This is a genomic window from Burkholderia sp. SIMBA_062 (assembly GCF_046534765.1).
In the GTDB taxonomy this organism is placed as follows: Bacteria; Pseudomonadota; Gammaproteobacteria; order Burkholderiales; family Burkholderiaceae; genus Burkholderia; species Burkholderia ambifaria.
Genome location: NZ_JAWRYD010000012.1, coordinates 28,612 through 52,702, shown reverse-complemented (window position 1 = coordinate 52,702; position 24,091 = coordinate 28,612). Strand labels below are relative to the sequence as shown.

The window sequence follows — 24,091 nt, the reverse complement described above, 5'->3', positions numbered from 1 at the left end:
CGAAGGAGGCGAACATGAATCGACATCGGAACACGACGACATGCGCGGCCGTGCGTCCGGACGTGTCACGACGCCTGGACGCGGCGCGGCTCGAGCTGCTGCGGCTGCCGTTCGACGTCGTGCACGATGTGCAGCTCGCGCGTGCGGATCGGCAGCGCGCAGTCCGCGTCGGCGAGCGTCTTGCGCACCTGGCGCGCGAGGCGCCAGCGCATCGCCCAGAACTTGTCCGTGTGCGTCCACACGCGCATGTTCGCGACCGCCGTGCTGTCGTCGAAGCGCATCACCATCACATCCGGCGCGGGATCCTTCAGCACGTCGGGATCGGCTTCGGCAAGCGCCCGCAGCGCATCGAGCGCACGATCGATGTCGTCGTGCACGGACACTTCCACTTCGAGATCGAGACGGCGGGTCGGATTGCGCGTGTAGTTGCGGATCGAGCTGCCCCACAGCGCGCTGTTCGGCACGTATTCGCAGATGCCGTCCGGCTTCGTCAGCCGCGTCATGAAGAGCCCGACCTCGTCCACCGTCCCCGCGACACCCGTGCCGCCGTCGATGTAGTCGCCCACCTTGAACGGCCGCAGCAGCAACAGCATGATGCCGGCCGCGATGTTCTGCATCGTGCCTTGCAGCGCGAGCCCGATCGCGAGGCCGGCCGCGCCGAGCACCGCGACGATGCTCGCGGTTTCGATGCCGAGCTGTGAAAGCGCACCGACGATCGCGACGATGCGGATGCCCCACACGGCGACGTCGCAGAGGATCGGCCGCAGCGTGTCGTCGACGCGCTCCTTGTTCGCCAGCAGCCGGCTCAGCCAGTTGCCGATGCGCTTCGACAGCCACCAGCCCGCGACGAGTAGCGCGAGGGCGGCGCAGAGCCGGAGCGACAGCGCGGACAACGCGTTCCACAGGAACGTCCAGCGTTCCGGATGAAGATGATCGAGAAACATGACGGGGTTCCGGTTTGAGGACAGAAGACGCGACGAGGGGCGTCGTCCGCCGTGGTTGGGCGGGCATCCGCTCGCGCGTCGGCCGCCCTCGACTGTACACGCCAGGGTTATTTCGCGCGAATCCATGGGGGCCGACACTCACGCGTCAGCGCCGTGAAATCGCGATTTGGTTCGTGTACTAAGAGAGTATTCAAACAAATCGGACTTGTCCTATTTGGCTATGTTGGCCGTGCCGATACACTCGCTTCCAGGCTACCGGATCGCGATGATCGTTCCTCCGCGACACCCGGTTTCCCCCCCTTTTTCATTGATAGCGAGTGACGACGCAATGCGGCTTGACCTGTGTTTACGTCTCGCACGCGAACAAGGTCGGCCCGCGCGCTGCGGCGCCATCCGTTTTCCGATTCGCCGCGCGCTGATGCGCGGTGTCGTTGCTGCGGCATGGCTTGCCGGCGTGCAGGGTGCGGTGGCGTGGGCGTCTTCCGACGCCATGCCGCTTTCGCCCGTGGCTGCGCAAGCAGCGGACCTTGTCGACGTGCCTTTTTTCAGTTCCGCCCGGACCATCTGGGGCGGCTTGCTGGCATCGACCGCCGTGCCGCGTGTCGCGCTGGAGCCGCGTGCGACGAGCACTTCGGTCACGTTCGCGATGCGTACCGGTGCATGTGCGCCGTACGTTGTCCTCTGCGATGCGGCACGCGATGCGATCGAGCGCGTTTACGCAGCCCGCTTCGCCTACGGTTTTGCGTCGCCGCTTCCGGCAATCGCCACTCGGCCGGCATCCGACGCGCGTCCTGTCGATCTGGCGTCCGCCGAGCCGTTCGTGCTCGCGGAGCAGGAGCGCGGCACGCGAGCCGGCACAATCACCGGCAGCCTGCGCGCGTCGCTCGCGCGTGCCGATCTGCCGGCCGGCGTCGCCGGACAGATCGCGCGCATGCTGGCCGGCCGGATCGATGCGACGCAGCGCGGCGCGATTGGCGATACCTTCCGCGTCGCCTTCGAACCGGACGACAGCGCGACCCGGCCGGGCCGCGTGCGCGTGACGGCGCTCGACATCCGCTTTCGCGGCCAGCGCGTCGCGGCCGTGTGGTTCGCGCCGCAGGCCGGCTCGCCAGGCGCGTACTACGATCTCGACGGCATGCCGCTCGCCGGCGCGCGGTTCGCGATGCCGGTCAACGCGACGCGAATCAGCTCGCGATTCGGCGCGCGCGTGCATCCGGTCACCGGCGTGCGTCATGTCCATTCCGGTGTGGATCTGGCCGCGCCGACGGGCCGTGCCGTCCACGCGTCGGAGCGTGGGGTCGTGTCTTTCATCGGCTCCGAGCCGGGTGGCTACGGCAAGTACGTGGTGATTCGGCACGACGGCGGCTATGCGTCGTACTATGCGCACCTGTCGGCGTTCGAGCCGACGTTGCGAACCGGCGCGCGGGTCGTGCGCGGGCAGCGTGTCGGCGCCGTCGGCAGCACAGGCACCGCCACCGGCCCGCATCTGCACTTCGAGGTGCGGCGACATGCCCGCCTCGTGGATCCGATCGAACTGGTGCAGGCGGCGAGGGCGGCGAAACTGAAGGGCGAGCAGCGGGTGGCGTTCAACCGCGTGGCCCATGCAGCGCGCACGCAGCTGGCCGCGGCCACGTTGGCGCCGCCGCTCGCGATGTCGCAGTCAGGCGCACCGAACGACGGCTGACCGTCGAGCTCGGGCCCATCGCCGCCGTTGGCGGCGGCGCGCACATCGGCGCGGCGTACCAAAGCAAACCGCCACGCCGGGCGGCGTGGCGATGGTTGGCAAGGATGCGGCTGCTTAGCCGAGCGGCCAGTTCAGGATCGCGATGCCGTCGTTGTAATCGCCGTCCGTTCCGTCTTCCGACCCGACGAGCCCGAAGTAGGTCTTCTTGAAGATATCGACCTGACGCGAACCGATCTTCGAGGGTTTGCCGTTCGCCGTCACCACCACGCGCACCTTCCCTTTGCCCGAGTTCACGATCTGCGTGTTCAGGTTCGCGTCCTGCGTGCCCGCGCCCTGGAACGTCGCGGCCGGCTTCGGGTTGTCGTCGACATAGACTTCGATCATCTGCTGCGCGGCCGAATTGACCAGCGCCGTCACGCCGAACGCGATGTTCGGCGGCAGATTGAAGATGCCGTCGCGTTCGCCGCCGCCGGTCGTCGTCCCCGGCTGCGCGGGCTGCGGTTGCGGCGTCGCTTTCGAGAAGTAATTGACCACCGCGCCGACGCCGAACTTTGCCGCGGCCCCCGGCAGCACGCCGGGCGCGCCGGCCCACGTGACCGTGCAGGCGACCACCTGCCCCGCCGCATCGGCCTTCACCTTGTTCTGCCAGCTGCCGACGTCGAAGCTGTACGGGATGGTCGCGATGTCGACGAACACATCGTATTGCGGCAGCTTTTCCACGAGTTGCGTGGTCATGAACTGGCGCATCCGGTCGAGCACCGCCTGGTCGCCGTTCGCCTGTACGGCGGTTGCATCGTTGCCGGCGAGTTGCAGCAGTGCGTACAAATCGTCATGGGTAAACGGTTGTGACATGTCGTCCTCGTCTCGATGATAAGGCTCGCGTCGCGCGGCCGGCGAGTGGATCCCGCCGTTGTCGCGCACGGAGTACAGCGTGGGACTGCAAATGACTGCTCGAATGAATCGATTCGCAATGTGTGGATGGCCCCGGCGCTATCGCGGGGTCAGCCCGGCGATCGATCGGTAAGGCGCTTCACCGTGTCGCGCAAACGTTTGCTGTTTTAAACACGGTTCGGCCAGCATGGCGAAAAAATAAATAAAAAAATATTCGGCCGGGAATGGAAATTGTTCAGAAAATCGAAAGATGAAACGGTTCGATTTAATGGCGTGAATTCGATTGACTGTCGATCGACATAATCGCGAAATAATATCGATGCATGTCGCGAGTTTCTGAATAACGGGCGGCGCAGGCGGGAATGGAGGAAGGATCCGGCTTCGGAGCAGGCGCTCGGCGTTCGCATATGGCAGCGTATTGTTTCAACATCGTCTTTCCCTGTCGTGGCCGCGCCCACCGGCCACCACCGAACACCCACGCCGAAGCCGGATCGCAACGGGAGGGGTGTGCGGCGCCGGTGAAGCTCGATGACTGCTCACTCCGAACTTGAACAAGACACTCCACCGGCACCGCACCCCGAAAGCATATCGACCGGCAGGCGCGGGGCCTATCGGACGAGGCTGATTCTTGCGCGCGATATCGCAACGCGCTGGCCTGACATACCTGACAGGCGATCAATTTCGAGATTAGCGGTATCGTGCACGCAACGCGCGCGCCCGATGTTCGGCGGCTTTTTTGATTCAACCGGCCCGTTGCCGGGCCCTCACCAGGACAGTGCGATGACGAAACCCGAAATTCTGAAAGGCGACATCAAGGAGCAGGCCCAGGAAGCAGACCGTCACAACCTGGCGCGGCCTGCGGTGAATGGCGCACTGTGGGCGCGCGGCCTGACGACGCAGCGCGTGGCCGACCTGTTCAGAACGCTGCCGGGCCTGCCGGGACACTGGATGCAGCTGCAGAACGAAGTCAACGCCGGGAATCGCTATTTCTATGGTGTCCAGAACGGTCACCAGACCACCGACGAAGGAAAGGAACTGATCCGCTGGATCGCCGACGCGGTGGTCAGCGCGGCGCAAAAGGCGGGGTTCGATTTTCCGTTGCAGCAGCTTCGGTTTACGGCCGATACCGGGTGGCTGAAGCTGCAACGGGTGTCGGGGCGGGTGATGGTGTTGTCGCGGCCTTGAGATCAACGGCATGCGCCGCGCGCCGGATCGTCCTCGGCTCGGCGGCGCGAGCGTGTCGGTGGCCGCCTATGGCGCCACCGCCTGCCGTTCGCCCGGAGGTCCGACGCGGTCGGTGTCGCCGCCAAGGCGCCGCGGAGCATGCGGTTCGGCAAGGCCGGATGGCCGATCGGCGAGACTAGTCCCGAACCTGCGCGCCATGCGTGCATGAATCGTACGCATCGCGGCGCGATCGTCGCGGGTGCCTGAGCACGAACGCCATCGGCAAGCCGAATAGCAGGATCCATCGCACCGTGTAGTACACCATGACGTTCGAGTCGAACAGAAAGAACAGGAACGGCAGCGGCCACATCACGGCCCGCAGCGGCAGCCATCTGCGGGAGCGGATTCCCGTGTTGTTTTGCACGACAAGCAGAATGGCGGGGATCGCAAACGCCAAAACGAATCCCGCGATGCCGAAGTTCACCAGGAATTCCCCCGGCATGCCGAACAACAGGGTTGTCTTGTCGAGCGCGGTGCGCTCGAAATCGCGCATGATCTCGGATTTTTCCAGCGCAAACGTGTCGGGCCGATCACCCCACAGCGCACTTGGAACGATCGACGCGATCGCACCGACGAAGCTTCGCCCCATCGGATACGCATAGGTAGGTTGCGTGACCGTATCGATCGCCAGCGCCTGCACGTCAAAGCGCGACAGGTCTCGAAACAGGAACACGCTGACCGGCCCCATGCCCAACTCGAGATCGCGCTGTTCGGCAAACCGCTGCGACAGATTCGCGATATCGTCGTAGCCGAGGCCGAATTTCAACGGCATCAACAGCAGGCTGGTCAGCGCCACGCCGGTACCGGCGATCCTGATCGTGCGCGGACTGATTCGCGCGATGAAGCTGTGATGGATGAACAGTGCGAACACCAGCACGAAGACGACACCCTGGCGACTCCCGGCGATGCCCGAAGAGAGCCAGCCCAGCACGCCGAGCTGAACGAACGCCACAGCCGTCAGCACGACGCTGCGGCGGCGTCGCATCATGAGGCAGACGAATACCCACAGCGGCGACGTGTTCGCCAGCGCCTGAATGACCCCCAAACCGCGAAACGGATCGTTGTCGGTGCCGGTTTGCTCGACGCGCGTGTCGTATAGCTCGACGATTCGTGCGTAACCGCCCAGCTTGACGTAGATGTACGCGAGCGCACCGAGGGACAGCAGCGCGAACAGATAGGCGAGGCTGCTGACGCGCATGCCGGGCTCGAATGGCAATCCGGCGTTGCCGAGGCGGCTTGCGTTGAGGTCGAGCGTCAGCTTGACGATCAGCACGCCGGCGAGGCTCAAGAAATACCAGAGCGCGACGGCCGGATCATCTTGCGGCAACAGTCGCAGATAGATCTCGTCTCCCGCCAGCAGTTGCCACAGCGGGAACACGCCGAGAATGAAGAACAGAAAGATCCGGAACCAGCGTACGGTCGGGGTTCTCGGACGAATGCCGGCGATCGCCAGCAACAGCGCGACGTTCAGTAGCAGCAGCACGCCATGCATGCGCTGGGTAATCAGCAGCGTCGCGACGATCGCGGCAAGCGCGCCGACGACGACCGTCGTCCACACCATGTGCCGGTTGCCGCCTTTCCGGCGCACCTCGAGGTTCGAACGCAAGGAATTCATCGAGATTGTCCTTCGATCGCCCAACCGCTGTAGTAGCCGTACTGGCTGCCGCCGTCCGATTCTGTCACCGCCAGCTCGCCCGCACACTCGAGCACGACCCGTTCGTTGCGAACGATCGAGAATGTCGGCAGCCCGGGCGTGCTCGGGACATCGACGAACGAAATTCCGGTCGGTAGCGACCGGCGGTCGGCGCGGGCGTGCTGGCCGATCGTCAGCAAGGCGGGGGCGGTCAGGAATACACACACGCAAATGCGATCGACCAGTGGCCCGTGCGGCATGCGCGGCGACCCGTATGTCGATGCCGAGCGGCCATCGGCGGCAGCTGCGCGTTGCCCCGCCAGGCCCGGACGATAGAAAAAGAACAGCTCGTCGCGGACGATCGGCGGTTCGCTGCCCGTCTTGAACCAGCGGATGTAATGACGCGACGCGCGCAGATAGCCTTCGTGGTTCAGGATCGGGCCGAAGCGTGCGTCATACACGCAGGCCTGCCGGGCTCCTCCGGTCGGCGCGACATACGTCGATTCCGCCCAGTCGTTCCAGGTCACGATCTGCACCCAGGTCGCGCGGGACTCGATCGCCGCGCGCCATTCCTCCGCCATGCCGGCGAACCCGCGCGTCTCGAACGCGCGATAGTTCGTGCCTTGCGGCAAACCCCGGTAGTACGGCGTCACCGGCGCCATGAAGACCTTGCCGGCGTTGCGCAACGCGGGAGCCAGTGCGCGCGTGGAGCGGGCCAGCAGCGACGGTGCGCCCGCCGCACCGAAATAGAAATAGCCGTCCGCGGAACGGATTTTCCCGACGATCTCGGCTGCCACGTTTGCGTCGATTTCCCGTTCTCCGGTGCTCGGAGACAGATGCGGGACAAAATACGCGCCGAGGCGTCTGGCGGTCTCGATCAGCGATCGTGCGCCGGTGCCATGCCGCCCGCCCAGCGCGTATGCGGACAGCACGGGGCGTCCGTCGACCGTCAACTGCGCACGGCGTCCGCGAACCGTCCGGATGATGTCTGCGAGTTCGTCCTGGGCGTTGCCGTCGGCGGACACGAACAACCTGAACGCCCCGTCGAACCGGTCGGCTGCGTCGTAGATCGTCTCGACCCGCCGCTTGTAGTACGGCTCGGAAGCGTTCCACCCGCCGCAATTCAGTGCGAAGCCGTCGATGCCGGCCGCCATCGCGTCACGCATTTCCTGCGCATATTGTTCGGAGCCGGCCGCCTTTCCGCCTCTCGGCCAGGCCACCATGTAATGGGCGAAAACCCGGCAAGTGCCCCGCGCATCGCTTGTCTCGCGGGGACGCGCGCGAAGCAGCCCGCCAGGGGCCAGCGCGGTCGCGACCGTCGTCGTGATGAAGGATCGTCGTTTCATGACTGCTCCCGCCCGGCATTCGCCGGAAGCGGCGCGGCAGGCGTGGCGTGACGCGTCAGCAGAACACACGACCACGACAGGATGACGAACGCCGCCGCGCCGACGCCGCAAATTGCGCCATAGGCGCCGAACGTCCAGCCGAGTGCCGCGACCAGCGCGAGCGTGAGGACAGCCTCGAACGACGCCATCTTCACGAACGCGCGCCGGCTCCGCGCATACAGCCACAGCGACAGGATCCTGCAGAGAAACACGAGGCAGGCGCCCAGCAGCACGGCGAACACGAACGCAAACTGACTGGCCCGGCTCCCGAGCGAATGCACCGGAAACAGCCGTATCTCCAGCAATGCATACGATGCGGCGGCCAGAACGACCAGCCCCGCCAACAGGCTCGCCGCAAGCATGCGCGCGAACCCGGCCCCGCCGATCAATCGAAGCGCCCGCCCGCCGTTTCCGCTGATCGCCAGCGAAACCGATTGTCCGAAATTGAAGGCCAGGTTGTTGAAGCCTTTGGCGACGCGATACAGCGCGGCGCCGGCCGGCCCGGCCACGGCGGAAACGATCAGCACATCGAGGTGCTTGGCACCGGACAGCACCGCGTTCGCATACCAGCTGCTCAGCATTTCGCCGCGCGCCTGCGCGATAAAGTCGCGATACCAAGCCAGCCCGCCGCGCACGGTGGGCGGATATCGGCTCGGTTCCGGACCGGCCGTGCTGCCGCGCGTCACCCACAGGTAGGCAGCCAGCAGCAGCGCGCCATACGCGGCCTCGACCAGCAACAGCAGATCGGGAAGATGGCTGCGCAAGCCGTGGTATTCGGCGAGCACCGCGATGACAGCCAGGCGCGACAGCGCCGAGATCGTCGAGACGACCAGCACGACACCATTGCGCCTGGTCACCCGGAAGAATCCGAGCGCAAAGTGCGACAGCCCGTAACAAACGGGCGCGAGGACGAGCATGGCGGTCCAGTTCGGCAACGCGATCGAGCCGGTTCGGCCCAGCAGCGCGCAAGCCAGACAGAACAGCACGGTCGAACCGAATGCGCTGACGCAGTCGAGCCGAAGCAGGTTCGGAAACCGTGCCCGGATGCGATCGATCGTATAGATGCGCGCGGCCCCGAAGTTGAAGGCGTCGATGGCGACGTAGAACAGGGCCAGCAACGCATACGAGCGACCGACGAGCACGGGGTCGAGGAGATGCAGCGCCAGTGCCGCCACGACGAAATTCACCAGGGCCGGCAAGCCGGTGCTGGCGACGACGTGGATCAAGTCGGTGTTCAGGCGGCGCATCGCTCGACCAGGTAACGGCAGTACGCGTCGTATTTTGCCTGCAGCGCCGAATGGGAAAATGCAGCGGCTTTCGCCTGCTGCCTGATGCGCATGTCGACGAGCTGCGCGCGGTCGCGAGCGACCGCCTCGACTGCACCCACGATCGCGTCGACCGAGCCGGCCCGGATCAAGTCGCACGCGGGCAGCACTTCCGGTATTCCGCCCACGCCGGTTCCGAGCACGGGCGTGCCGACCGCCATCGCTTCCAGCATCGCGCGCGGCATCCCTTCCTGAAGCGAAGGCAGCACGAACAGATCGTGTTCGGCGACGGTCGCGCACGCCGTCTCCGACGATACCTGTCCGCGGAAGACGACGACGTTTGCGATGCCGAGCGTATGAGCCAGCGCTTCCAGTTCCCGGCGCAACGCACCGTCGCCGACGAGCGTCAGCACGACGGGCACGTTCTTGCGCTTCAGGCGCGACACGGCTTCGAGCAGCGCCACGTGCCCCTTGCTCCGGTTGTGCATCATCGAAACGTTGATCAGCCGCAATGAGCCGGGCCGCGCGAGCGCGTCGGGATCGCGCGCCGCGAAGAGCCCGTTCGGCAGGAAGGCGTCGCTGAAGCCGAACGAATCGACGCGCGAGCGCGCCGGATACTTCGCCTGCAAATAGGTTTCCGTCACGTATCGCACGCTTTGCGCGCGCCGCGCGGCGAGCGCGGTCGAGCTGCAATGGATCCATTTCGCGACACCGCGCAACGGATGGGTGGACGCATCCTTGCTGAAGTAATCCTCCGGATCGGCGACGATCTCGGCCGAGAACGGCTTTCTCGTGATCCAGCACAGCAGCAGTGCGAGCGTTGCCACATTGCCCGGAAAGCGGATCATCAGTGTTTGCGCGCTCCGGATGACGCGGTACAGCCGTACCGCCGTACGCGGCAAGCCAGTCAGCCAGCGGCGGCCGCGAATGGCGCCAAGGTCGACGAACGACGTGCGCAGCCCGGTGACGACGGAGCCGATCGGCCGGGCTTTCGGAAACGCGCGGGCGACGATCCGCACCGCGTCGAAATGCGGCGTGAATCGGCTCGCGAACTTCTCGTGGCCCATATGAGGACTGTAGATTTCGTCGCCCACGCGCGAAAAATTACCGTCCATCACAAAGGTGATTGAACTGCTCGATTTCATGACGAATCCTTTCGACCATCTCGTTGTAGCGCGTCGCGTCTGCCGTGCGCAGCGCCCGCCAGTACGTGCTGTCGTCGTGTGCAAGCTCGCGAGCCAGCGCGGCGACGCGGTCCGCGTCGAAGTCGCTGGCGTGCACCACGTAGCGCGACAGGCCGAGGTCGTCGTACGCGGCGTGGCCTTTGCGCTCGTACGCGATATGAATGCTCGGCACGCCGGCCAGCACGCTTTCGAGGCTGCCGTGCAGCCGGACGGAGACGACCACCGGGCGCTCGCGCGCGACGAGCGTCGCCAGATCGTCGACCTGCCCGACGTCGAACGCATCGCGATAGAACGTGTCGTCGCCGTTTCCGCGCCCGCTGCTTTGCAGCGCGAAACCCGCGTCCGGCAGCAGCTTCGCGACGCAACGCAGACGGGCGACGTAGTCGTCGCGATACGGTTTGCCCTTCAGGTCGCGGAACACGAACCGGATCGGGCGGGCGTGTTCGGCACGGCGTTCCGGGTCCGGCTGGCTGCGCGGTGTCCTGCCGATCTCGAGCACGACGAGGTCCCCCGTGCGAATGCCGTGCGGGTGTGCCAGCTCCTCGACGCTCTGGCCGTCGCGCAGGAACACCACGTCCACGCAACGCCGGACCAACGCGGCCAGCAGCGTGCCCGGCAGCGACTTCAGCGGACCGATGCTCTGCGGCAGATAGATCGATCGCTTCGAGCGCCGCAACGCCGTGCAGGCCAGTTGGCTGCCGTGCGCGACGAGCGATTTCCAGCCTTCCATGCCGCTGGACGCGCGCAGGTAACCGCCGCCCACGCCGAAGAACAGCGCCGGCCTCGCGCGGCCGAAGCGGCGCACTGATTCGATGCAGAAACGGGCCAGCGACCAGAGGCGGATGTTCGCGTCGTCGAGATAGCCGCGGAACGATGCCGGATCGAGGCAGACGATCGTGACGACGCCGTCGATGCCGGCGGCGCGGATCGCCTTCAGGCTCAACTTGACCAGCAGGCCGTCGCCGCTGTTTCGCGAGCTGTATGCGTGCAACAGATAAACGTCAGGCTTGTTCATAGATCCGCATCAGCGATTTCAGGAAATGTTCCTGCCTGAAGGTCTGGTCGAACACGTGCCGGGCGTTCTCACCCATGCGCCGGCATTTGTCGACCGTCAGGCGGTTGAGGTTGTCGGCGAGGCATTGCCCGGTGAGCTCGGTGAGGATGATCCCGTTGTAGCCATGGATCACCTGCTCGGGCAGCGAGCTTTCGCCGGAGACGACGAGCACCTTGCCGGCGCGCATCGCCTCGATCGGCACGAGTGCCAGCCCTTCCCAGCGGGACGGCACGATCACGACGTCCATCGCCTGCATGGCGCTCTTCGTCGCGGCTGCATCGACCCAGCCGTGGTAGACGATCCGATCGTCGCCGGCCCGCTCCGTGACGCCGCCGCGCACCGCCATGCCGTACACGTTGATCTCGATGTCCGGCTTCAGCGCCGGCACCGCGTCGAGTACGACGTCGAAACCCTTCTGGTAATCGAGGCGGCCGAAATAGCCGACGCGTATCGTCGAGCTGCCGGCCGGACGATCGAGGGCGGTCGTGGCCTCGTCGCCGGCAATGCCCGTGTAGACGAGGTCGACCTTCGACATCGGCAGCCGGTACTTGCGTGCCGCTCGCAACTCGTCCAGCGACATGCAGACGATCCGGTCGCATCGAGTCGCCAGCAGGCGCTCGGTCAGCGCATAGCCCAGCCGCGTCACGGGGTTGACGTCCTTCTTCAGGAAGGCCCACGCGTGCGGCGTGTACAGGACCTTCGCGTGTCGATGCCGGAGCAGGCGCACGTACACGCCGGGGAACGTGCTGTGGCAATGGATCACGTCGGGGCCGATGGCCTTCAGCAACGCCCGGATCTCGCGCGCGACCCTGGCGATGCGCGCCGGATGCCGGCTCGACCGGTATCCGATCAGCGTCAGCCCTTCGACGCCGGTCGTGCCGGTCATCTTGTCGGGATCGCAAATCAGCAGGACTTCATTGCCCATCGCGATCTGCTCGCGGGCCAGCGCGCCGACGTAGGTGGCGATACCGCCCACCCAGGTTTCCACGACGTGAACGATCTTCATGATGTCTCCCGCTCGCGCGTTGCGGGCGCGTCGCTCGCTTCGGTCGTGCCGTACGGCGCATATCGATACGCGCCGTATCGGGTGCGATAGCTGAATGCACGCGTATTGATGCCGTTGAAGAGGACGCCGAGCAAGCCCGACGAAATCCTGTTCAGCTGCTTCGCCGATTCGGCGATCTCGTCGATCGTCGTTTGTCTCGCGCGGCTCACGAGGAAGATCGTTGCGCAGTGCGGCGCCAGAATGCTGGCGTCCGACACCGCGAGTACGGGCGGCGTGTCGATGATCACGACGTCGTAGGCGGCGCTCATCTCGTCGAGCAACCGGGTCGTCGATTCACCCAGCAGCAGCTCCGATGTGGATTGCGACGCGACGCCCGTCGGGATGAAGTCCAACCCCTTCGAGACGCCGCGTCGCGTGGCGTCTTGCAACGAGACGCGGCCCGTCAGCAGGTCCGATAGCCCGGGTGTGCTCGGCACCCCGAACGAATCGTGCAAGTGACCGCGCCGCATGTCCGCATCGATCAGCAGTATGCGATGACCGGCGGCAGCCATCACGGCCGCCAGGTTGGCCGACACGAAGGACTTGCCGACACCGGGGCTCGGGCCTGTCAGCAGTACACGGTTGTTGTCCGCGTCGAGCAGGGCCAGGCCGAGGGCCGTGCGCAGGCTTCTCAGGCTCTCGATGGCGCCGTCGTACGGGCTCTGGTTGGCCAGCAGCGACGGGATCGACCGGCGCCGCGCGGCCGATGCGGCGGCGGTCCGCTGCATCGGCGAATCGGGGATCGTGCCGTAGACGGTCAATCCGGTGCGGCGCTCGATGTCGTCGGCGTTCTTCACACCGCCGAACAGCGCTTCGCGCGCGACCGCCGCCGTGACGCCCAGCATCACGCCGAGAATCGCTGACAGCGCGAGAATCAACGCCTTGCGCGGTTCGACCGGCTCTTCCGGGACGGGCGCGTTGTCCACTTCGCGAACGTTGCCGACCTTGCCCGCCGACACCAGCCTGAGCTGCTGGATATTGTTCAGCACCCCGACGTACATTTCGTTGCCGACTTCGACGTCGCGTCGAAGCCGGAGTTCGTCCTGTTCGATATCGGGGAACGCGCGCAGGCGCGACGACAGCCCGTCGATCTTCTGTTTCGCGCCATCGATCTGACGATCGAGCGCCTGCATCTCAGGATGGCCGGCCGCGAACCGGGCCGACGCCTCCGCGCGCTTCTGCTGCAACGCCAGCAGCGTCGCCTGGGTTGCGATGCTGTCCTGCAGGTAGGCCTGCGCCTCGATGCCGAGGTCGAACGTGCCGCGCTTGCGCCGCATCGCGTTGAATTTCGCTTCGGCCTGCTCCAGGTTCTGTTTCAGTTGCGGCGCGACGCCTTCGAGGAACGCGAGGGACTTCTCCGCCTCGGCCGATTTCCGCTTGACGTTCTGGGCGACGTACGCGGTGCCGATCGTATTCAGGATGTTCGCCACCGTGTCGGGGTCTTCACCCTTCAGCGACACGTTGATGACGTTGCTCTGCTTGCGAATCTCCGACACGCTCAGGTGTTTCTGCAACCGCTGGAGCGTCTTCAGTTCGGAGTGACGTTCCACCCGGAACACCGCGCCCGGCCGTGCATGGAGTGCATCGACACGGATTCGGAACGTGCCGCCGGCCTGCGTCGATTCGACGAGGTGCCCGAGCGCGCCTTCGATCGGCTGGTCGAGATCGTCGTTTTCCAGCCGGAACCGGCCGTCGGGGAGTGCCGTCAGTTCGAACAGGTCGCCCTCGAAGGTTTTCGGAACGTCGAACGTGCCGATATCGATCGACTCGGTACCCCAGCCGTATCCGCCGAACCCGAACAACCCGGGCCGGGACAGGCCGTGTGCGCGCGCGGCGATCGCCTTGCCGATCAACGGGAAGCGCTTCGGCGTCGCGTCGATATACAGGCGCAGGTTCTTGACGGCATGGCCGACGACCATTCTCGACCGGAGAATCTCGATCTCGGCCGCCGCCTGGATCTTGCCGTCGAAGAGCGACGACACGCTACCGAGCAGGGAGTCGGCCGCCCCCGTGCCGTCTTCGACCTGAATCAGCAGATTCGACGTGTAGATCGGGCGCGCGAGCAACGCATACGCCGCGCCCAGGGCAAACACGGCCGCCGCGATGCCGGCCACGAGCCAACGGTTCGTCAGCAGCAGATCGACATACCGCACGAGTTCCGGCTCGTCGCCCAGGTCTGCTTCGGGTAACGGGTTCGGTGCTTTGTTCATGGAAATTACGTTCATCATTTGATGCTCACCTCAGTGCCTGGATCTTCGGCACCCACGCGTTCACGCCTCGGTCGATCAGGGAATAGACATGCCGGAACGCGTCGATCGGCTTCAGGTACGGATCCGGCACATCCATGCCGTTCCTCCCGTCGAGTTGAAACACGCGCCCCAGCGAAAATGAATGGCGCTCGACGATCTCGCGCTGCTGGCCGGCTTCCATCGTCAACACGATGTCCGCACGACGAACCAGTGCCGCGGTGAGCTGCTGCGCGCGATGCGCGGAAATGTCGATCCCGGCTTCGGCCGAGACGGATGACGCGAGCGGGTGCGCCGGTGCCCCGACGAGTGCCGACGTGCCGGCGGAGACCACCTCGATACCCGGCAGTCGCGCCCGCAGCAGCCCCTCGCCGATAGGGCTGCGGCAGATGTTTCCGGTGCAGACGACGAGAATGGATCGAATCATTTTTCCTCCGGCTTTTCTGTTGTGATGGCCGTATCGATGGCTTTCGGTCATTTCGTGACGATCGCGCCCGTCAGCCCGGCATTGATCGCCGGCAACAACAGATTCAGCACGCGGCTGAACCGGACAAGGCTGTTGCTGTCCACGTAGACGACATCCTTCGGCTGAAGGTCGAACTGATTGGCGAGCACCATCGCGACGGGCGAGCGTGCGTCGAGGTGGAACACGCGCGGCGCATCGCCCGACGCACCGCGGATCACATAGAGCTGCGCGGCGTCGGCGGTCGCGCTGTTGAAGCTGCCTGCCTGCGACAGCGCGTCGCTCAGCGTCAGCCGGCCCGTGCGCAACGGCAGCGCGGTAACCGGCCGGGTCACTTCGCCCATCACGTAGACGCCGTTCTCCTCGCGCGGCAGCACGCGCAACAGATCGCCGTCGCGCAGCAGCACGCCGGCGGGATTCGTGCCGCGCGCCAGCATGCCCGGCAGGTCGAGCGGATACGAGACGCCGTCGCGCACCAGCACGAGCCGGCTTTGATCGGCCGCCGGCATGAAGCCGCCCGCGCGGCCGACCGCTTCGTACAGCGTCATCGGCACGTCGTTGACCGGTACGGTGCCGGGCGTGCGCACCTCGCCGTCGACATGAACGTGCTTCGCGCGGAACGATGCGACGCGCACCGTGACCTTCGGCGCGACGAAGTAGCGCGCGAGCGCGGCGGAGATCGCCCGGCGGGCGCCGTCGACGGTCAGGCCCGCGACCGGCACGTTGCCGGCATAGGGCACCTGCACGTTGCCCGCATCGTCGATCACGAACCCTTGCGGTGGATCGGACGGCCGCACATTCGTCTGCTGCCCCGGCCCCTGCGCGATGGTCAGCTCCGGGTGGTCCCAGACGGTCACCTGCAGCACGTCGCCCGCGCCGAGCGTATAGGCGGCGGGGCGGCCGAGCAGTGCATCGGCCTGGTTCGCGTCGGCCGCGCGCGCGTCGGCCTTCAACTGGCGGATCAGCGTCGCGTCGATTTCGGCGATCGGCACCGGCGGCGTCGCGGCAGATGCCGTCGCGTTGCCGTTCGAACCCGGCAGGCCGGTCGTGGCAGGCATCTTCATCCCCGGCGCGAACGCACAGCCCGACAACACCGCGCAGCACAGCACGCCGACGCAGGCGCGCACGGCGCCACTTGCGGGCGACGGAGCGATCGCGGACGTGCGATGGCGGCGACCGCCGAAGGATCGGAAGAGAGGTAACTTCAAGGTTGAGCCTATTCGGACGTGTGAAGCGGATGGACGATGTGCATGCGGTGCTCAGTACGCGTTCTGATGGCCGAAGCCGCGCCACACCGTCGCACCGATGATTCGCAGATCCAGCGCGAACGACCAGTTGCGCAGGTAGTAGAGGTCGTACTCGACGCGGGACCGCATGCTTTCGAGTTGTTCGGTCGCGCCGCGCAGCCCGTTGACTTGCGCCCAGCCGGTAATGCCGGGCTTGATCCGGTATCGGTGGATGTAGCCGTCGACGAGCGTGCGGTACTGCGCGTCGTGCTCCACCGCATGCGGGCGCGGGCCGACCACCGACATGTCGCCGAACAGCACGTTGACGAACTGCGGAAACTCGTCGAGGCTCGTGCGCCGCAGGAACGCGCCGATCTTCGTCACGCGCGGGTCGTTGCGCGTGGCTTGCGCGACCGTGCCGGCTGGTTCGACATGCACGCGCATCGTGCGGAACTTGTAGATGTCGAAGGTCTGGCCATCCGCGCCGCGCCGCTTCTGCGTGAACAGCACGGGCCCCGGCGACGTCAGCTTGATGGCCACGGCGACGACGAGCAGCAGCGGCATCAACCCGACCAGCACGACGGCCGCGAACGCACGGTCGAAGATCGCCTTCGCGAACCGTGCACCGCGCGACAGCGGCGATGCGGCCAGCGAAATCGCCGGTTCGCCGAGGATGTCCTCGACACGGCTGCCGAACAGCGCATGCTTGCTGACGTCCGGCATCAGGCGCAGTTCGACGAAATCGTGGCGGAATTCGTCGATCACGCGGGTGATCGTGGCGTCGTCGTCGAGCGGCAGCGCGATCCAGATCTCGTCCACGCGTTCGGTGCGCGCAAGGGCGGCGAACGACGCAAGATCGGTGGCGACGAAAGCGCCTTCGCCGAACGTGGCCGCGTGCTCGGTGGTGCGATACGCGCCGACGAACCGGTAGCGCGACGCGCCCGCCGTGTCGATCGAGTCGACGAGGCGTTCGAGCCATTCGCCGCCGCCGACGATCGCGACGCGGGACGGCCTGCACGGCACATGAAGGCAGCGGTGGCGTGCGACGCTCAGCCCCACCCGGAACACGGCGAGCGCGATCGCGACGCCGAGCGTCCAGCAGAAAAGCCAGGCCAGCAACGTCATCGTGACGGGCATCAGCGCGATCGTCATCAGTAGAACGAAGCCCTGAACGACAAACCAAAGAGCGAGTGTGCGCAGCGCGTAGCGCGTGGCCGGACGCGTCCGGCCGTCGAGGCCGATGCCGGCGAGCCGCAACATGAACGCCGCGAGCAGCGCGCTGGCGCCGATCAGGATCCATTCGGTTCGGAGCGCGGCGAGATTCCACATCGAATCCCAGTGCGTGATTCCCGCGATGACGATGATAAGGATGACATCGACGGCGCATATGGCTCTTGTTGCGCTACCTTTTTCCTGCTTGCGTTTCATACCTGTGTCCATTCAGCTTGATGCACCGTCAATCCGGTGTTGCGGCGTGGACTGATCGCTGGCGTATCGGGGCGAACCAGATCTGACATCGATAATTAAAAATGACAGTTGGCAAGGAAGAAGCCGAGTTTATTGGGGGGGGGCTCTCGGAACCATCAGACAACGTGTCGTCCACCGAAGCAAATAGATAGGACAAGTACTATTTCGTTGCGCATACCTACGCGGTCAAACAACGAAACGTCGGGGGTAGGGGCGAGGGTAGAGCGGGATTGTTGTAAGACCCGGCCGATAAAGATCGGTGTCGTCTGCGCTTTTAATGCAAGCGTTTCATCCGACACGAAGTACTGAACGAGAGTGATGCGGATTGCCGTGAGGCGGACGTGGAGGTCGCCAGACCGACACCGTGATATCTGCCGAATGCGACTGCCCAGCAGGCAGCACCACGATTTCCACGTGCTGGCCCAGCCGCACCAGCGTGTGCATCGGCAGATCCAGAGAAACGTTCCGGATTCTCTCGCGCTGCGCCGGGATGACTATCGGCCGCGCCATCTCGGCGGCGAGTGCCGCAGCCGGCCTCGCTCAAGCCGCGCGATGCAATCAACGCGTTGAGCTTTAATGCGGTCGCGCGGCGCGGCGCGGCGCGGCGCGGCGCGTCGCAGCCCGCCTCCCGGGAACTTCACGCCCGGCACCACGAGCCGCTTCTCCGCCCCTTCCATTCGCTGCCGCTGGCAGCTTCTCGTCGTTCGACGGAAAGTCCGTGACCAGGTGCGCGGGATTCATACGATCCGAGCGGAAGCTATCTCGTTAAGGATAACGTCAAATCGGTTTGACAATCGTCTATTTAAAAGCCGTGAATTTCGATTTTAGTACTTGTCATACGTGATTTGTCGTCAAACTTAGAAATCGTCCGATTTATCGACGGAGGCTCTATCCATAGAATGGCGGCGGTGGAATTCATTCTTCCACGCATCGAGTTCCGATTGGTTAATTAATCGAAATTCGTTCTAAAACCAATTCTTTAAATAGAGATCATTCGATGAAACTCAACAAGATCGCTCTGGCACTGGGTATGAGCGCTGCACTGTTCGGAATGGCGCAAACGGCGCAGGCTGAGCCCGTTTCGAAGAAGATCACGCTGACGGCGCAGATCAACGACGCCATCTTCGTGTCGAAGCCGGACGGCTCGACCTGGTACGGCACGGAAGAACTGAACGCCACCGACTACACGCAGAAGAAGTTCACCAAGACGCTGCCGGTCCGCGTTTGGTCGAAGAACCCCGACTTCAACGTGTCGCTCGCACAACCGCTGAAGATGTCGAGCGGCAAGTACGAGATGAAGAACCCGCAAGTGACGTTCTCGAGCAACGGCGGCGACGCTGCAGTCCAGTTCGGCTCGGTCCAGAAGATCACGCAAGTGGTGGCGGGCAACGGCGGCTTTGACGAAATCCACAACCTGAAGATCGACGTCGACTCGCCGGACATGATCGGTTCGAACAGCACCAACGGCAGCTATAGCGGCGATCTCGTGATGGTGTTCGAGCCGGTCGCATCAGCGGCTCCGTAATCGCCCCACACAGAGCCCCGATTCGACCGGGGCTCTCTCCCCGCCGAGTTCCCATGGCCGTTTGTCCCAATCCTCCATAGAAAAAAACAGCGTGATCGCCTATCAAGCTCCTTTTCGATTCAACAAGCTGTGGCTGGGTGCATTCCTTTTTGTTTCGTCGTACTCATATGCACAACTAAAAGTCACGTATGGGGTGCCTGAGGGGTTCAGCGCGGTTCAACTGGATGATAGCGCGAACTATGTTGGGACCTTCAATGGGCGCACGCTGCCGGGGTTCATCAGTTATTCGTCAACCGACACAGCGCTCAAGTTCGATGCGGAGAAGTATGCGGCAAACGGCATCTTGCCCGACGACGTCGACACCATCCGGCGCGTCATCTCGAAGCTCGACTACAAGCGCTGCAGCAAGGGGTGCGACGTCGAGATCGACGGGTACTACGTCACGGTCGACAAACTGAAGCGATCGATCTCGATCCGTGATTCGCGCGAGGACTATATCGCGCCGGAAACGGATTTCGGGCTCGTCAACAACCAGTCGATCGATTTTCGGGCGGCGTCCGACGGCTACCGTGCCGCCAACGTGAACGGCAACACGTACGTCGGGCTTCCGTTCCAGAGCTTCGGCTACATGAACTGGTACGCGAACCGTACCGAAACGCGCAATTTCAGCGGTAACCAGCAAGGGCTGTCGTCGTATTACCTGCAGAAGAACTTTTCCAAAACGTACGTTCGGGCAGGCAAGCAGAACAACATCGACTACGCGGCCGGAACGGTCAGCACGCTGCTGACGCCGAGTTTCGACCAGTTCGTGACCTTCGGGAGTCAGACCCATCTGCGGGTCGACACCAACACCGGCTCGCTGGTTCTCTATTCGGCAGCCGAAGGCAATTACGAGTTTTACCGGAATGGCCGGCTGATCCTGAAGCGGCCCGCCGTGCTCGGGCGCAACGAAATCAGCTTTGCCGATTTGCCGGGCGGCTACTACCCGGTCGAGGTCCGGCTCGTCGATCGCAACGGTAATGTGGTCAACCGGGAAACCCGCGAGGTCAACAACCTCAATTTCGGCGCGAGCAGCGGCAACGCATGGCACGTGACGGCCGGCAAGGAGATGTACACCGGCGGCTATCTGCTCGAAGCCGCGATGAGCCGGAACTTCAAGCAGTTTTATCTGAACGGGTCGATGCTTGCCGGCAGGGGCGGCAAGTGGGCCGGCGAAGTCAATGTCACCCGGCCGACGCAGGTGGCCGGGGTCGACATCACGCCAACGCTGGGCCTGTTGAGCGGAGAGCGCAGCACGGGCGGCTACGTCAACCTGTCGGTGGCGAGCGAGGCGCTCGGCAGCCTGATGGTCAGCCGCTATCAGAATACGGAGGTGTCGCGCTTCTACTTCGGGCAGCCGAGCACGGGCGTGTCCTACAGCCGCATCTTCCGCGGCGTGACGTTCGGCTACAACTATCAGCGCTCGAAACTCAGCGAGACGCAGCAGGCCGAGGCGCGCTGGAACTATAGGCCGAACGGTCTGTGGGGAACGTTCGCGCTGGGCGTCCAGAAGGGCGGCTATCAGGGCAGCAGCGGCTATGGCGTGTATTTCAACATGACCATGATGCTGGACAAGGCACAGGCCAGCTTCAGCGCCGCGCATTCCGGCGGCCAGACCCAGCTCAGCGGCGACGTTCGCAAGGATTTCCAGGACAGTTTCGGCACGACAACCGTCGGCCTGACGGCGAACCGGATCGGCACCGACTACGGCGTGAACGTCTACGGTACGCGCTCCGGCACGCGCGGCGACGCGTCGCTAAACCTCGGCCAAAGCAGCGCGGGCAGCAACGCGGACTTCAACTACCGCGGCATGTTCGCGGCCAGCAAGAACGGCGTGGCATTCGGGCGCTACAGCTCGAGCGGTAGCGCGATGCTGTTGAAGACGCCGAAGATTCCGGGCATGAAATACGGCTTTAACGTCGAAGGCAGCCCGGTTGGCGGCAACAGCACGTATGCGGTGCCGCTCGACGCATACGCCGACGTGCCGTTCGCGCGCGTGATGAGCAACAGCGAAAAGATCGACATGAACGTCGAAGTGCCGGCAAACGTCGTCCGGGCTCACCCCGGCCAGGTTTATGCGGCCACGGCGAAGGTCGATATCAACATGGTGTACAGCGGTTTCCTGAAGGATGCGAACGGCAAGCCGGTGAGCGGGAAGGTGCTCGAGACCGGCGACACGGTGCATCCGAACGGCCTGTTCTCGATCGTCAGCAAACAGATGCTGTCGCAGATCACGCTCGATCAGAACGGGCATCGCTACACGTGCAGCCTGAAAGACACCAATGGAAATGACTTCCGTTGCCAATGACGATGCATTCAACCATTTCCAGGAATTGACCACATGATCCACAATTTGCGAACCACGCTTCCGATTCTATGCGGCCTGCTGATTGCGGCGTCCCAACCGGCGATGGCCGATGGCGAGCTGATGGTAATGCCGGCCACCACCAAGGTATTCAACGCTCACGACCAGCACGTCACCGTGAAGAACATGGGCGATGCACCGCTGTACCTCGCGATTTCGACGCAGAGGGTGATGAATCCGGGCAAAACGCCCGAAGTGAAAGAGGATATCGGCAACCTGCAGCATCCCGGTGTACTCGCGAGCCCCGACAAGCTGACGCTCGGGCCGAACCAGACGCGCTCGATCGTGCTCAAGTCACTCGCGGAGCCGGCCAGTGAAGAACTGTATCGGCTCTACATCGTGCCGGTCAGATCGCTGCAGGTTGAAGAGGCGCCGCAGGACAAGATCACCGCGCCGATGTCGGTAGCGGTCGGGTATGGCGTGCTGGTCCGACATATGCCGCCGCCCGGCAAGCAACGTAGCGGCTGGACGCATCGCTGCGAAGGCGGCGGCCTCACGCTCGAAAACACGGGCAATGTGCGGGTGGTCTTCACCGATGTGAAATACGACCAGGCGCCGTCCGCGCAAACCATTGCCGTCTTTCCGGGCACGCCGCAGCACTTTCCGACGAAGCGGATGTCGCTGAACGTCGACGACAAACCGCAGACGCTGGAGTGTCCGTGATGACTCGCGCGTCGCGGATTGCACTGGGGATGTTGGCGGCGCTGGCGTGCACCGGCAGCATGGCCGCCGGCGTCCTGAAGTTGTCGCGCGCGGAGCTAACCCTGGAGCCGGACCGGCCGGCAGGCGAGCTTTACGTCGAAAACGCCGGCGATACGCCGCTCTATCTGGATATCGAACAGCAGCTGCTGACCAATCCGGGCGATAAGCCGGAGCATCTGGTGCCGGTCGCGGAAGTGGAGAAGCCAACTCTGCTGGTCACGCCGGGCCGGTTAGCGCTGGCGCCAGGGCAGAAATACAGAGTCGGATTGAAGGTGCTTGCCGTGCCGTCGCAAACGAACGTGTGGCGGATCACGTTCCGGCCGAACGAGCGGATTCTTGTCGATGCGTCGTCGAGCGACGGCGCGCCGGCTCCGTTGTTCGTCAATGTCGGGTATGGCGTGGTGATCTACCAGCGCGCGGTCTTGAAGCACTGAATGTCCACACGAAGGCGACATCGGTTCGTGGTTTCGGCGCTGCTCGCAGGCGTTAGCAATACGTTAGGCCGACGAAGGGGGCGGGTATGTTGCCGGCCCCGCCGTGACGGGCGAATGGGGCCTTCGGGCGAGATGGTGAAATGGATTGAATGCAAAGTGAAGCGATTAAATCGATGAGCAGAATCGAAATTATCAGGCAATGGCGGAGTTGTTCATTGGCTATGCGGGTTGCCGCACTTTCCTTTGCTGCATCCTCTCGGGCGCTCTTTCCTGACAAGGTCGCCGATGGCTATGGCGGCGTGCCGTTGTTCAAGATCGTGACGAAATCGTAGGAGAAGAAATGATGAAGATATGGAGAAATTGCGCATTAGCCGCGTGTCTCGCTTTACTTTCCTTTAAAGCATCCGCCATCATACTCGTGACCGCCAAGGTTGCTGATGGCTATAGCAATTGCACGTGGAGAAACAACGGCAATGGAACCAGCACGTTGAGTGTCACAATAAGATACAGAGAGGCTGCGGGCAATCTTGGAGGGCAGAAATTCTGGTCGCGAGGGATACTGCTGTATACATACGATGCTTCCGGAAATATGCGGCCCAGTAGCGCGGCAGCCCGCTATGTAAAGATAAATGGCGATTTTCACATGACAGTCTATAAGGGCGATGGTTATATGATGTACTACGGATACAACCCGGAGTGGAAAAAAACGGATCCGTTCACAGCCAACGTCGAGGTATTGATCACCAATGATCAGGTAAAGGACTGGCCCGGGATTGCCATTCGTGCCGGGAACTACACGGACGGTAACGATGTCGGCGAGGTCACGGGCGCGGCCTATATCAACATGGCGAGCAACAGTGGGGCATGCACGGTGCTGGATCCGTCAAAGCCGGTCCCCCCGCCGCCCGCGATGGTCGTCAACATGGCCGCACCGGATTGGAATCTCGGGGACCTGAGGCGGGGCGAAAACGAGAAAACGCTTGCCGGTGCGTCGCAGCAGCTCTGCTTCACGTACATGGGGTTCGAGAGTTACCGCAATTTCGTCATCAACGCGACGAATGCGAACGGAATGTCGGGCAACCGCTATCTGCTGAAGAACATCAGCAAGCCTTCGCAGACAGTTCCGTACAGCGTGACGCTGGACAGCGGCAGCGCGATTTTCCCGTTACCGAATATCGGCAATAGTGAAATAAGGTTGAACAATAACTATCGCACGTGCTTCGTGCCGACGTTCAAGGCCTCGGTGGACAAATCCACGGACGGTGGCGATTACAGCGACGTGTTGTCGTTCACGGTCGTGACGAAAACGTAGGAG

General features: G+C 64.0%; 20 protein-coding genes. 8 read left to right on the top strand and 12 right to left on the bottom strand.

What is annotated here, in order from left to right; genetic code table 11:
- Positions 1-65: 65 nt before the first annotated feature.
- Positions 66-944, bottom strand: a complete 879-nt coding sequence (locus tag SB786_RS15235) for a mechanosensitive ion channel family protein (RefSeq protein WP_410728146.1) — start codon at positions 942-944, stop codon at positions 66-68.
- Positions 945-1,272: 328 nt separating this feature from the next.
- On the opposite strand from SB786_RS15235, the gene SB786_RS15230 reads away from it, so the two are divergent.
- Positions 1,273-2,628, top strand: a complete 1,356-nt coding sequence (locus SB786_RS15230; RefSeq protein ID WP_410728145.1) for a M23 family metallopeptidase — start codon at positions 1,273-1,275, stop codon at positions 2,626-2,628.
- A gap of 114 nt (positions 2,629-2,742) precedes the next feature.
- Here the strand turns inward: SB786_RS15230 and SB786_RS15225 are convergent, their stop codons facing one another.
- On the bottom strand, positions 2,743-3,480 hold the full coding sequence (locus SB786_RS15225) for a fucose-binding lectin II (protein ID WP_410728144.1): 738 nt from the start codon (positions 3,478-3,480) through the stop codon (positions 2,743-2,745).
- 819 nt (positions 3,481-4,299) lie between these two features.
- Here SB786_RS15225 and SB786_RS15220 point away from each other — a divergent pair.
- Positions 4,300-4,704, top strand: coding sequence for a peptide ABC transporter ATPase (locus tag SB786_RS15220; RefSeq protein ID WP_410728143.1), 405 nt, complete (start codon positions 4,300-4,302; stop codon positions 4,702-4,704).
- Positions 4,705-4,879: 175 nt separating this feature from the next.
- Here the strand turns inward: SB786_RS15220 and SB786_RS15215 are convergent, their stop codons facing one another.
- From SB786_RS15215 to SB786_RS15170, 10 genes are all read right to left on the bottom strand, one after another.
- On the bottom strand, positions 4,880-6,358 hold the full coding sequence (locus SB786_RS15215; RefSeq protein WP_410728142.1) for a hypothetical protein: 1,479 nt from the start codon (positions 6,356-6,358) through the stop codon (positions 4,880-4,882).
- Positions 6,355-7,722 (bottom strand): glycoside hydrolase family 71 protein, encoded by a 1,368-nt coding sequence (locus tag SB786_RS15210; RefSeq protein WP_410728141.1) that lies wholly within the window; start codon positions 7,720-7,722, stop codon positions 6,355-6,357. The genes SB786_RS15215 and SB786_RS15210 overlap by 4 nt, the downstream gene beginning before the upstream one ends.
- On the bottom strand, positions 7,719-9,008 hold the full coding sequence (locus SB786_RS15205) for a hypothetical protein (protein ID WP_410728140.1): 1,290 nt from the start codon (positions 9,006-9,008) through the stop codon (positions 7,719-7,721). Before SB786_RS15205 ends, SB786_RS15210 begins: the two co-directional genes overlap by 4 nt.
- Positions 8,996-10,171 carry a glycosyltransferase gene (locus tag SB786_RS15200; RefSeq protein WP_410728139.1) on the bottom strand — a complete coding sequence of 392 codons (1,176 nt, stop codon included), beginning with the start codon at positions 10,169-10,171 and terminating at the stop codon, positions 8,996-8,998. The genes SB786_RS15205 and SB786_RS15200 overlap by 13 nt, the downstream gene beginning before the upstream one ends.
- Positions 10,131-11,225, bottom strand: coding sequence for a polysaccharide pyruvyl transferase family protein (locus SB786_RS15195; protein WP_410728138.1), 1,095 nt, complete (start codon positions 11,223-11,225; stop codon positions 10,131-10,133). Before SB786_RS15195 ends, SB786_RS15200 begins: the two co-directional genes overlap by 41 nt.
- The gene (locus SB786_RS15190) at positions 11,212-12,270 is read right to left on the bottom strand and encodes a glycosyltransferase family 4 protein (RefSeq protein ID WP_410728137.1); all 1,059 of its coding nucleotides are present in this window, start codon (positions 12,268-12,270) and stop codon (positions 11,212-11,214) included. Before SB786_RS15190 ends, SB786_RS15195 begins: the two co-directional genes overlap by 14 nt.
- Entirely contained in the window at positions 12,267-14,519 is a 2,253-nt protein-coding gene (locus SB786_RS15185) for a polysaccharide biosynthesis tyrosine autokinase (protein ID WP_410728136.1), read from the bottom strand. Before SB786_RS15185 ends, SB786_RS15190 begins: the two co-directional genes overlap by 4 nt.
- Before the next feature lie 25 nt (positions 14,520-14,544).
- A complete protein-coding gene (locus SB786_RS15180; protein WP_410728135.1) occupies positions 14,545-14,982 on the bottom strand; it encodes a low molecular weight protein-tyrosine-phosphatase in 438 nt (145 codons plus the stop codon).
- A 47-nt stretch (positions 14,983-15,029) separates the two neighbouring features.
- Complete coding sequence (locus SB786_RS15175; protein WP_410728290.1) at positions 15,030-16,082, bottom strand: polysaccharide biosynthesis/export family protein; 1,053 nt, start codon at positions 16,080-16,082, stop codon at positions 15,030-15,032.
- Between the two features lie 195 nt (positions 16,083-16,277).
- Positions 16,278-17,672, bottom strand: a complete 1,395-nt coding sequence (locus SB786_RS15170) for an undecaprenyl-phosphate glucose phosphotransferase (protein WP_410728134.1) — start codon at positions 17,670-17,672, stop codon at positions 16,278-16,280.
- A 1,036-nt stretch (positions 17,673-18,708) separates the two neighbouring features.
- Between SB786_RS15170 and SB786_RS15165 the strand changes: the two genes are divergently transcribed.
- The 6 genes from SB786_RS15165 to SB786_RS15140 all read left to right on the top strand — a co-directional run bounded on the left by SB786_RS15165 (position 18,709) and on the right by SB786_RS15140 (position 24,088).
- The gene (locus tag SB786_RS15165; RefSeq protein ID WP_410728133.1) at positions 18,709-19,236 is read left to right on the top strand and encodes a CS1 type fimbrial major subunit; all 528 of its coding nucleotides are present in this window, start codon (positions 18,709-18,711) and stop codon (positions 19,234-19,236) included.
- 91 nt (positions 19,237-19,327) lie between these two features.
- A complete protein-coding gene (locus tag SB786_RS15160) occupies positions 19,328-21,583 on the top strand; it encodes a TcfC E-set like domain-containing protein (RefSeq protein WP_410728132.1) in 2,256 nt (751 codons plus the stop codon).
- A gap of 33 nt (positions 21,584-21,616) precedes the next feature.
- Complete coding sequence (locus SB786_RS15155) at positions 21,617-22,303, top strand: pilus assembly protein (RefSeq protein ID WP_410728131.1); 687 nt, start codon at positions 21,617-21,619, stop codon at positions 22,301-22,303.
- On the top strand, positions 22,303-22,776 hold the full coding sequence (locus tag SB786_RS15150) for a hypothetical protein (protein ID WP_410728130.1): 474 nt from the start codon (positions 22,303-22,305) through the stop codon (positions 22,774-22,776). Before SB786_RS15155 ends, SB786_RS15150 begins: the two co-directional genes overlap by 1 nt.
- 173 nt (positions 22,777-22,949) lie before the next feature.
- Positions 22,950-23,108 (top strand): hypothetical protein, encoded by a 159-nt coding sequence (locus SB786_RS15145; protein ID WP_410728129.1) that lies wholly within the window; start codon positions 22,950-22,952, stop codon positions 23,106-23,108.
- A gap of 8 nt (positions 23,109-23,116) precedes the next feature.
- Positions 23,117-24,088, top strand: coding sequence for a hypothetical protein (locus tag SB786_RS15140; RefSeq protein WP_410728128.1), 972 nt, complete (start codon positions 23,117-23,119; stop codon positions 24,086-24,088).
- The last annotated feature ends 3 nt before the right edge of the window (positions 24,089-24,091 follow it).

Bases quoted from the DNA above. Each gene is read 5' to 3' on its own strand.
- SB786_RS15175 (WP_410728290.1), bottom strand. From the start codon at position 16,082: ATGAAGATGCCTGCCACGACCGGCCTGCCGGGTTCGAACGGCAACGCG.
- SB786_RS15215 (WP_410728142.1), bottom strand. From the start codon at position 6,358: ATGAATTCCTTGCGTTCGAACCTCGAGGTGCGCCGGAAAGGCGGCAAC.
- SB786_RS15140 (WP_410728128.1), top strand. From the start codon at position 23,117: ATGATGAAGATATGGAGAAATTGCGCATTAGCCGCGTGTCTCGCTTTA.
- SB786_RS15230 (WP_410728145.1), top strand. From the start codon at position 1,273: ATGCGGCTTGACCTGTGTTTACGTCTCGCACGCGAACAAGGTCGGCCC.
- SB786_RS15170 (WP_410728134.1), bottom strand. From the start codon at position 17,672: ATGAAACGCAAGCAGGAAAAAGGTAGCGCAACAAGAGCCATATGCGCC.
- SB786_RS15155 (WP_410728131.1), top strand. From the start codon at position 21,617: ATGATCCACAATTTGCGAACCACGCTTCCGATTCTATGCGGCCTGCTG.
- SB786_RS15235 (WP_410728146.1), bottom strand. From the start codon at position 944: ATGTTTCTCGATCATCTTCATCCGGAACGCTGGACGTTCCTGTGGAAC.
- SB786_RS15200 (WP_410728139.1), bottom strand. From the start codon at position 10,171: ATGAAATCGAGCAGTTCAATCACCTTTGTGATGGACGGTAATTTTTCG.
- SB786_RS15210 (WP_410728141.1), bottom strand. From the start codon at position 7,722: ATGAAACGACGATCCTTCATCACGACGACGGTCGCGACCGCGCTGGCC.
- SB786_RS15180 (WP_410728135.1), bottom strand. From the start codon at position 14,982: ATGATTCGATCCATTCTCGTCGTCTGCACCGGAAACATCTGCCGCAGC.
- SB786_RS15165 (WP_410728133.1), top strand. From the start codon at position 18,709: ATGAAACTCAACAAGATCGCTCTGGCACTGGGTATGAGCGCTGCACTG.
- SB786_RS15195 (WP_410728138.1), bottom strand. From the start codon at position 11,225: ATGAACAAGCCTGACGTTTATCTGTTGCACGCATACAGCTCGCGAAAC.
- SB786_RS15145 (WP_410728129.1), top strand. From the start codon at position 22,950: ATGAGCAGAATCGAAATTATCAGGCAATGGCGGAGTTGTTCATTGGCT.
- SB786_RS15205 (WP_410728140.1), bottom strand. From the start codon at position 9,008: ATGCGCCGCCTGAACACCGACTTGATCCACGTCGTCGCCAGCACCGGC.
- SB786_RS15190 (WP_410728137.1), bottom strand. From the start codon at position 12,270: ATGAAGATCGTTCACGTCGTGGAAACCTGGGTGGGCGGTATCGCCACC.
- SB786_RS15225 (WP_410728144.1), bottom strand. From the start codon at position 3,480: ATGTCACAACCGTTTACCCATGACGATTTGTACGCACTGCTGCAACTC.
- SB786_RS15220 (WP_410728143.1), top strand. From the start codon at position 4,300: ATGACGAAACCCGAAATTCTGAAAGGCGACATCAAGGAGCAGGCCCAG.
- SB786_RS15150 (WP_410728130.1), top strand. From the start codon at position 22,303: ATGACTCGCGCGTCGCGGATTGCACTGGGGATGTTGGCGGCGCTGGCG.
- SB786_RS15185 (WP_410728136.1), bottom strand. From the start codon at position 14,519: ATGAACAAAGCACCGAACCCGTTACCCGAAGCAGACCTGGGCGACGAG.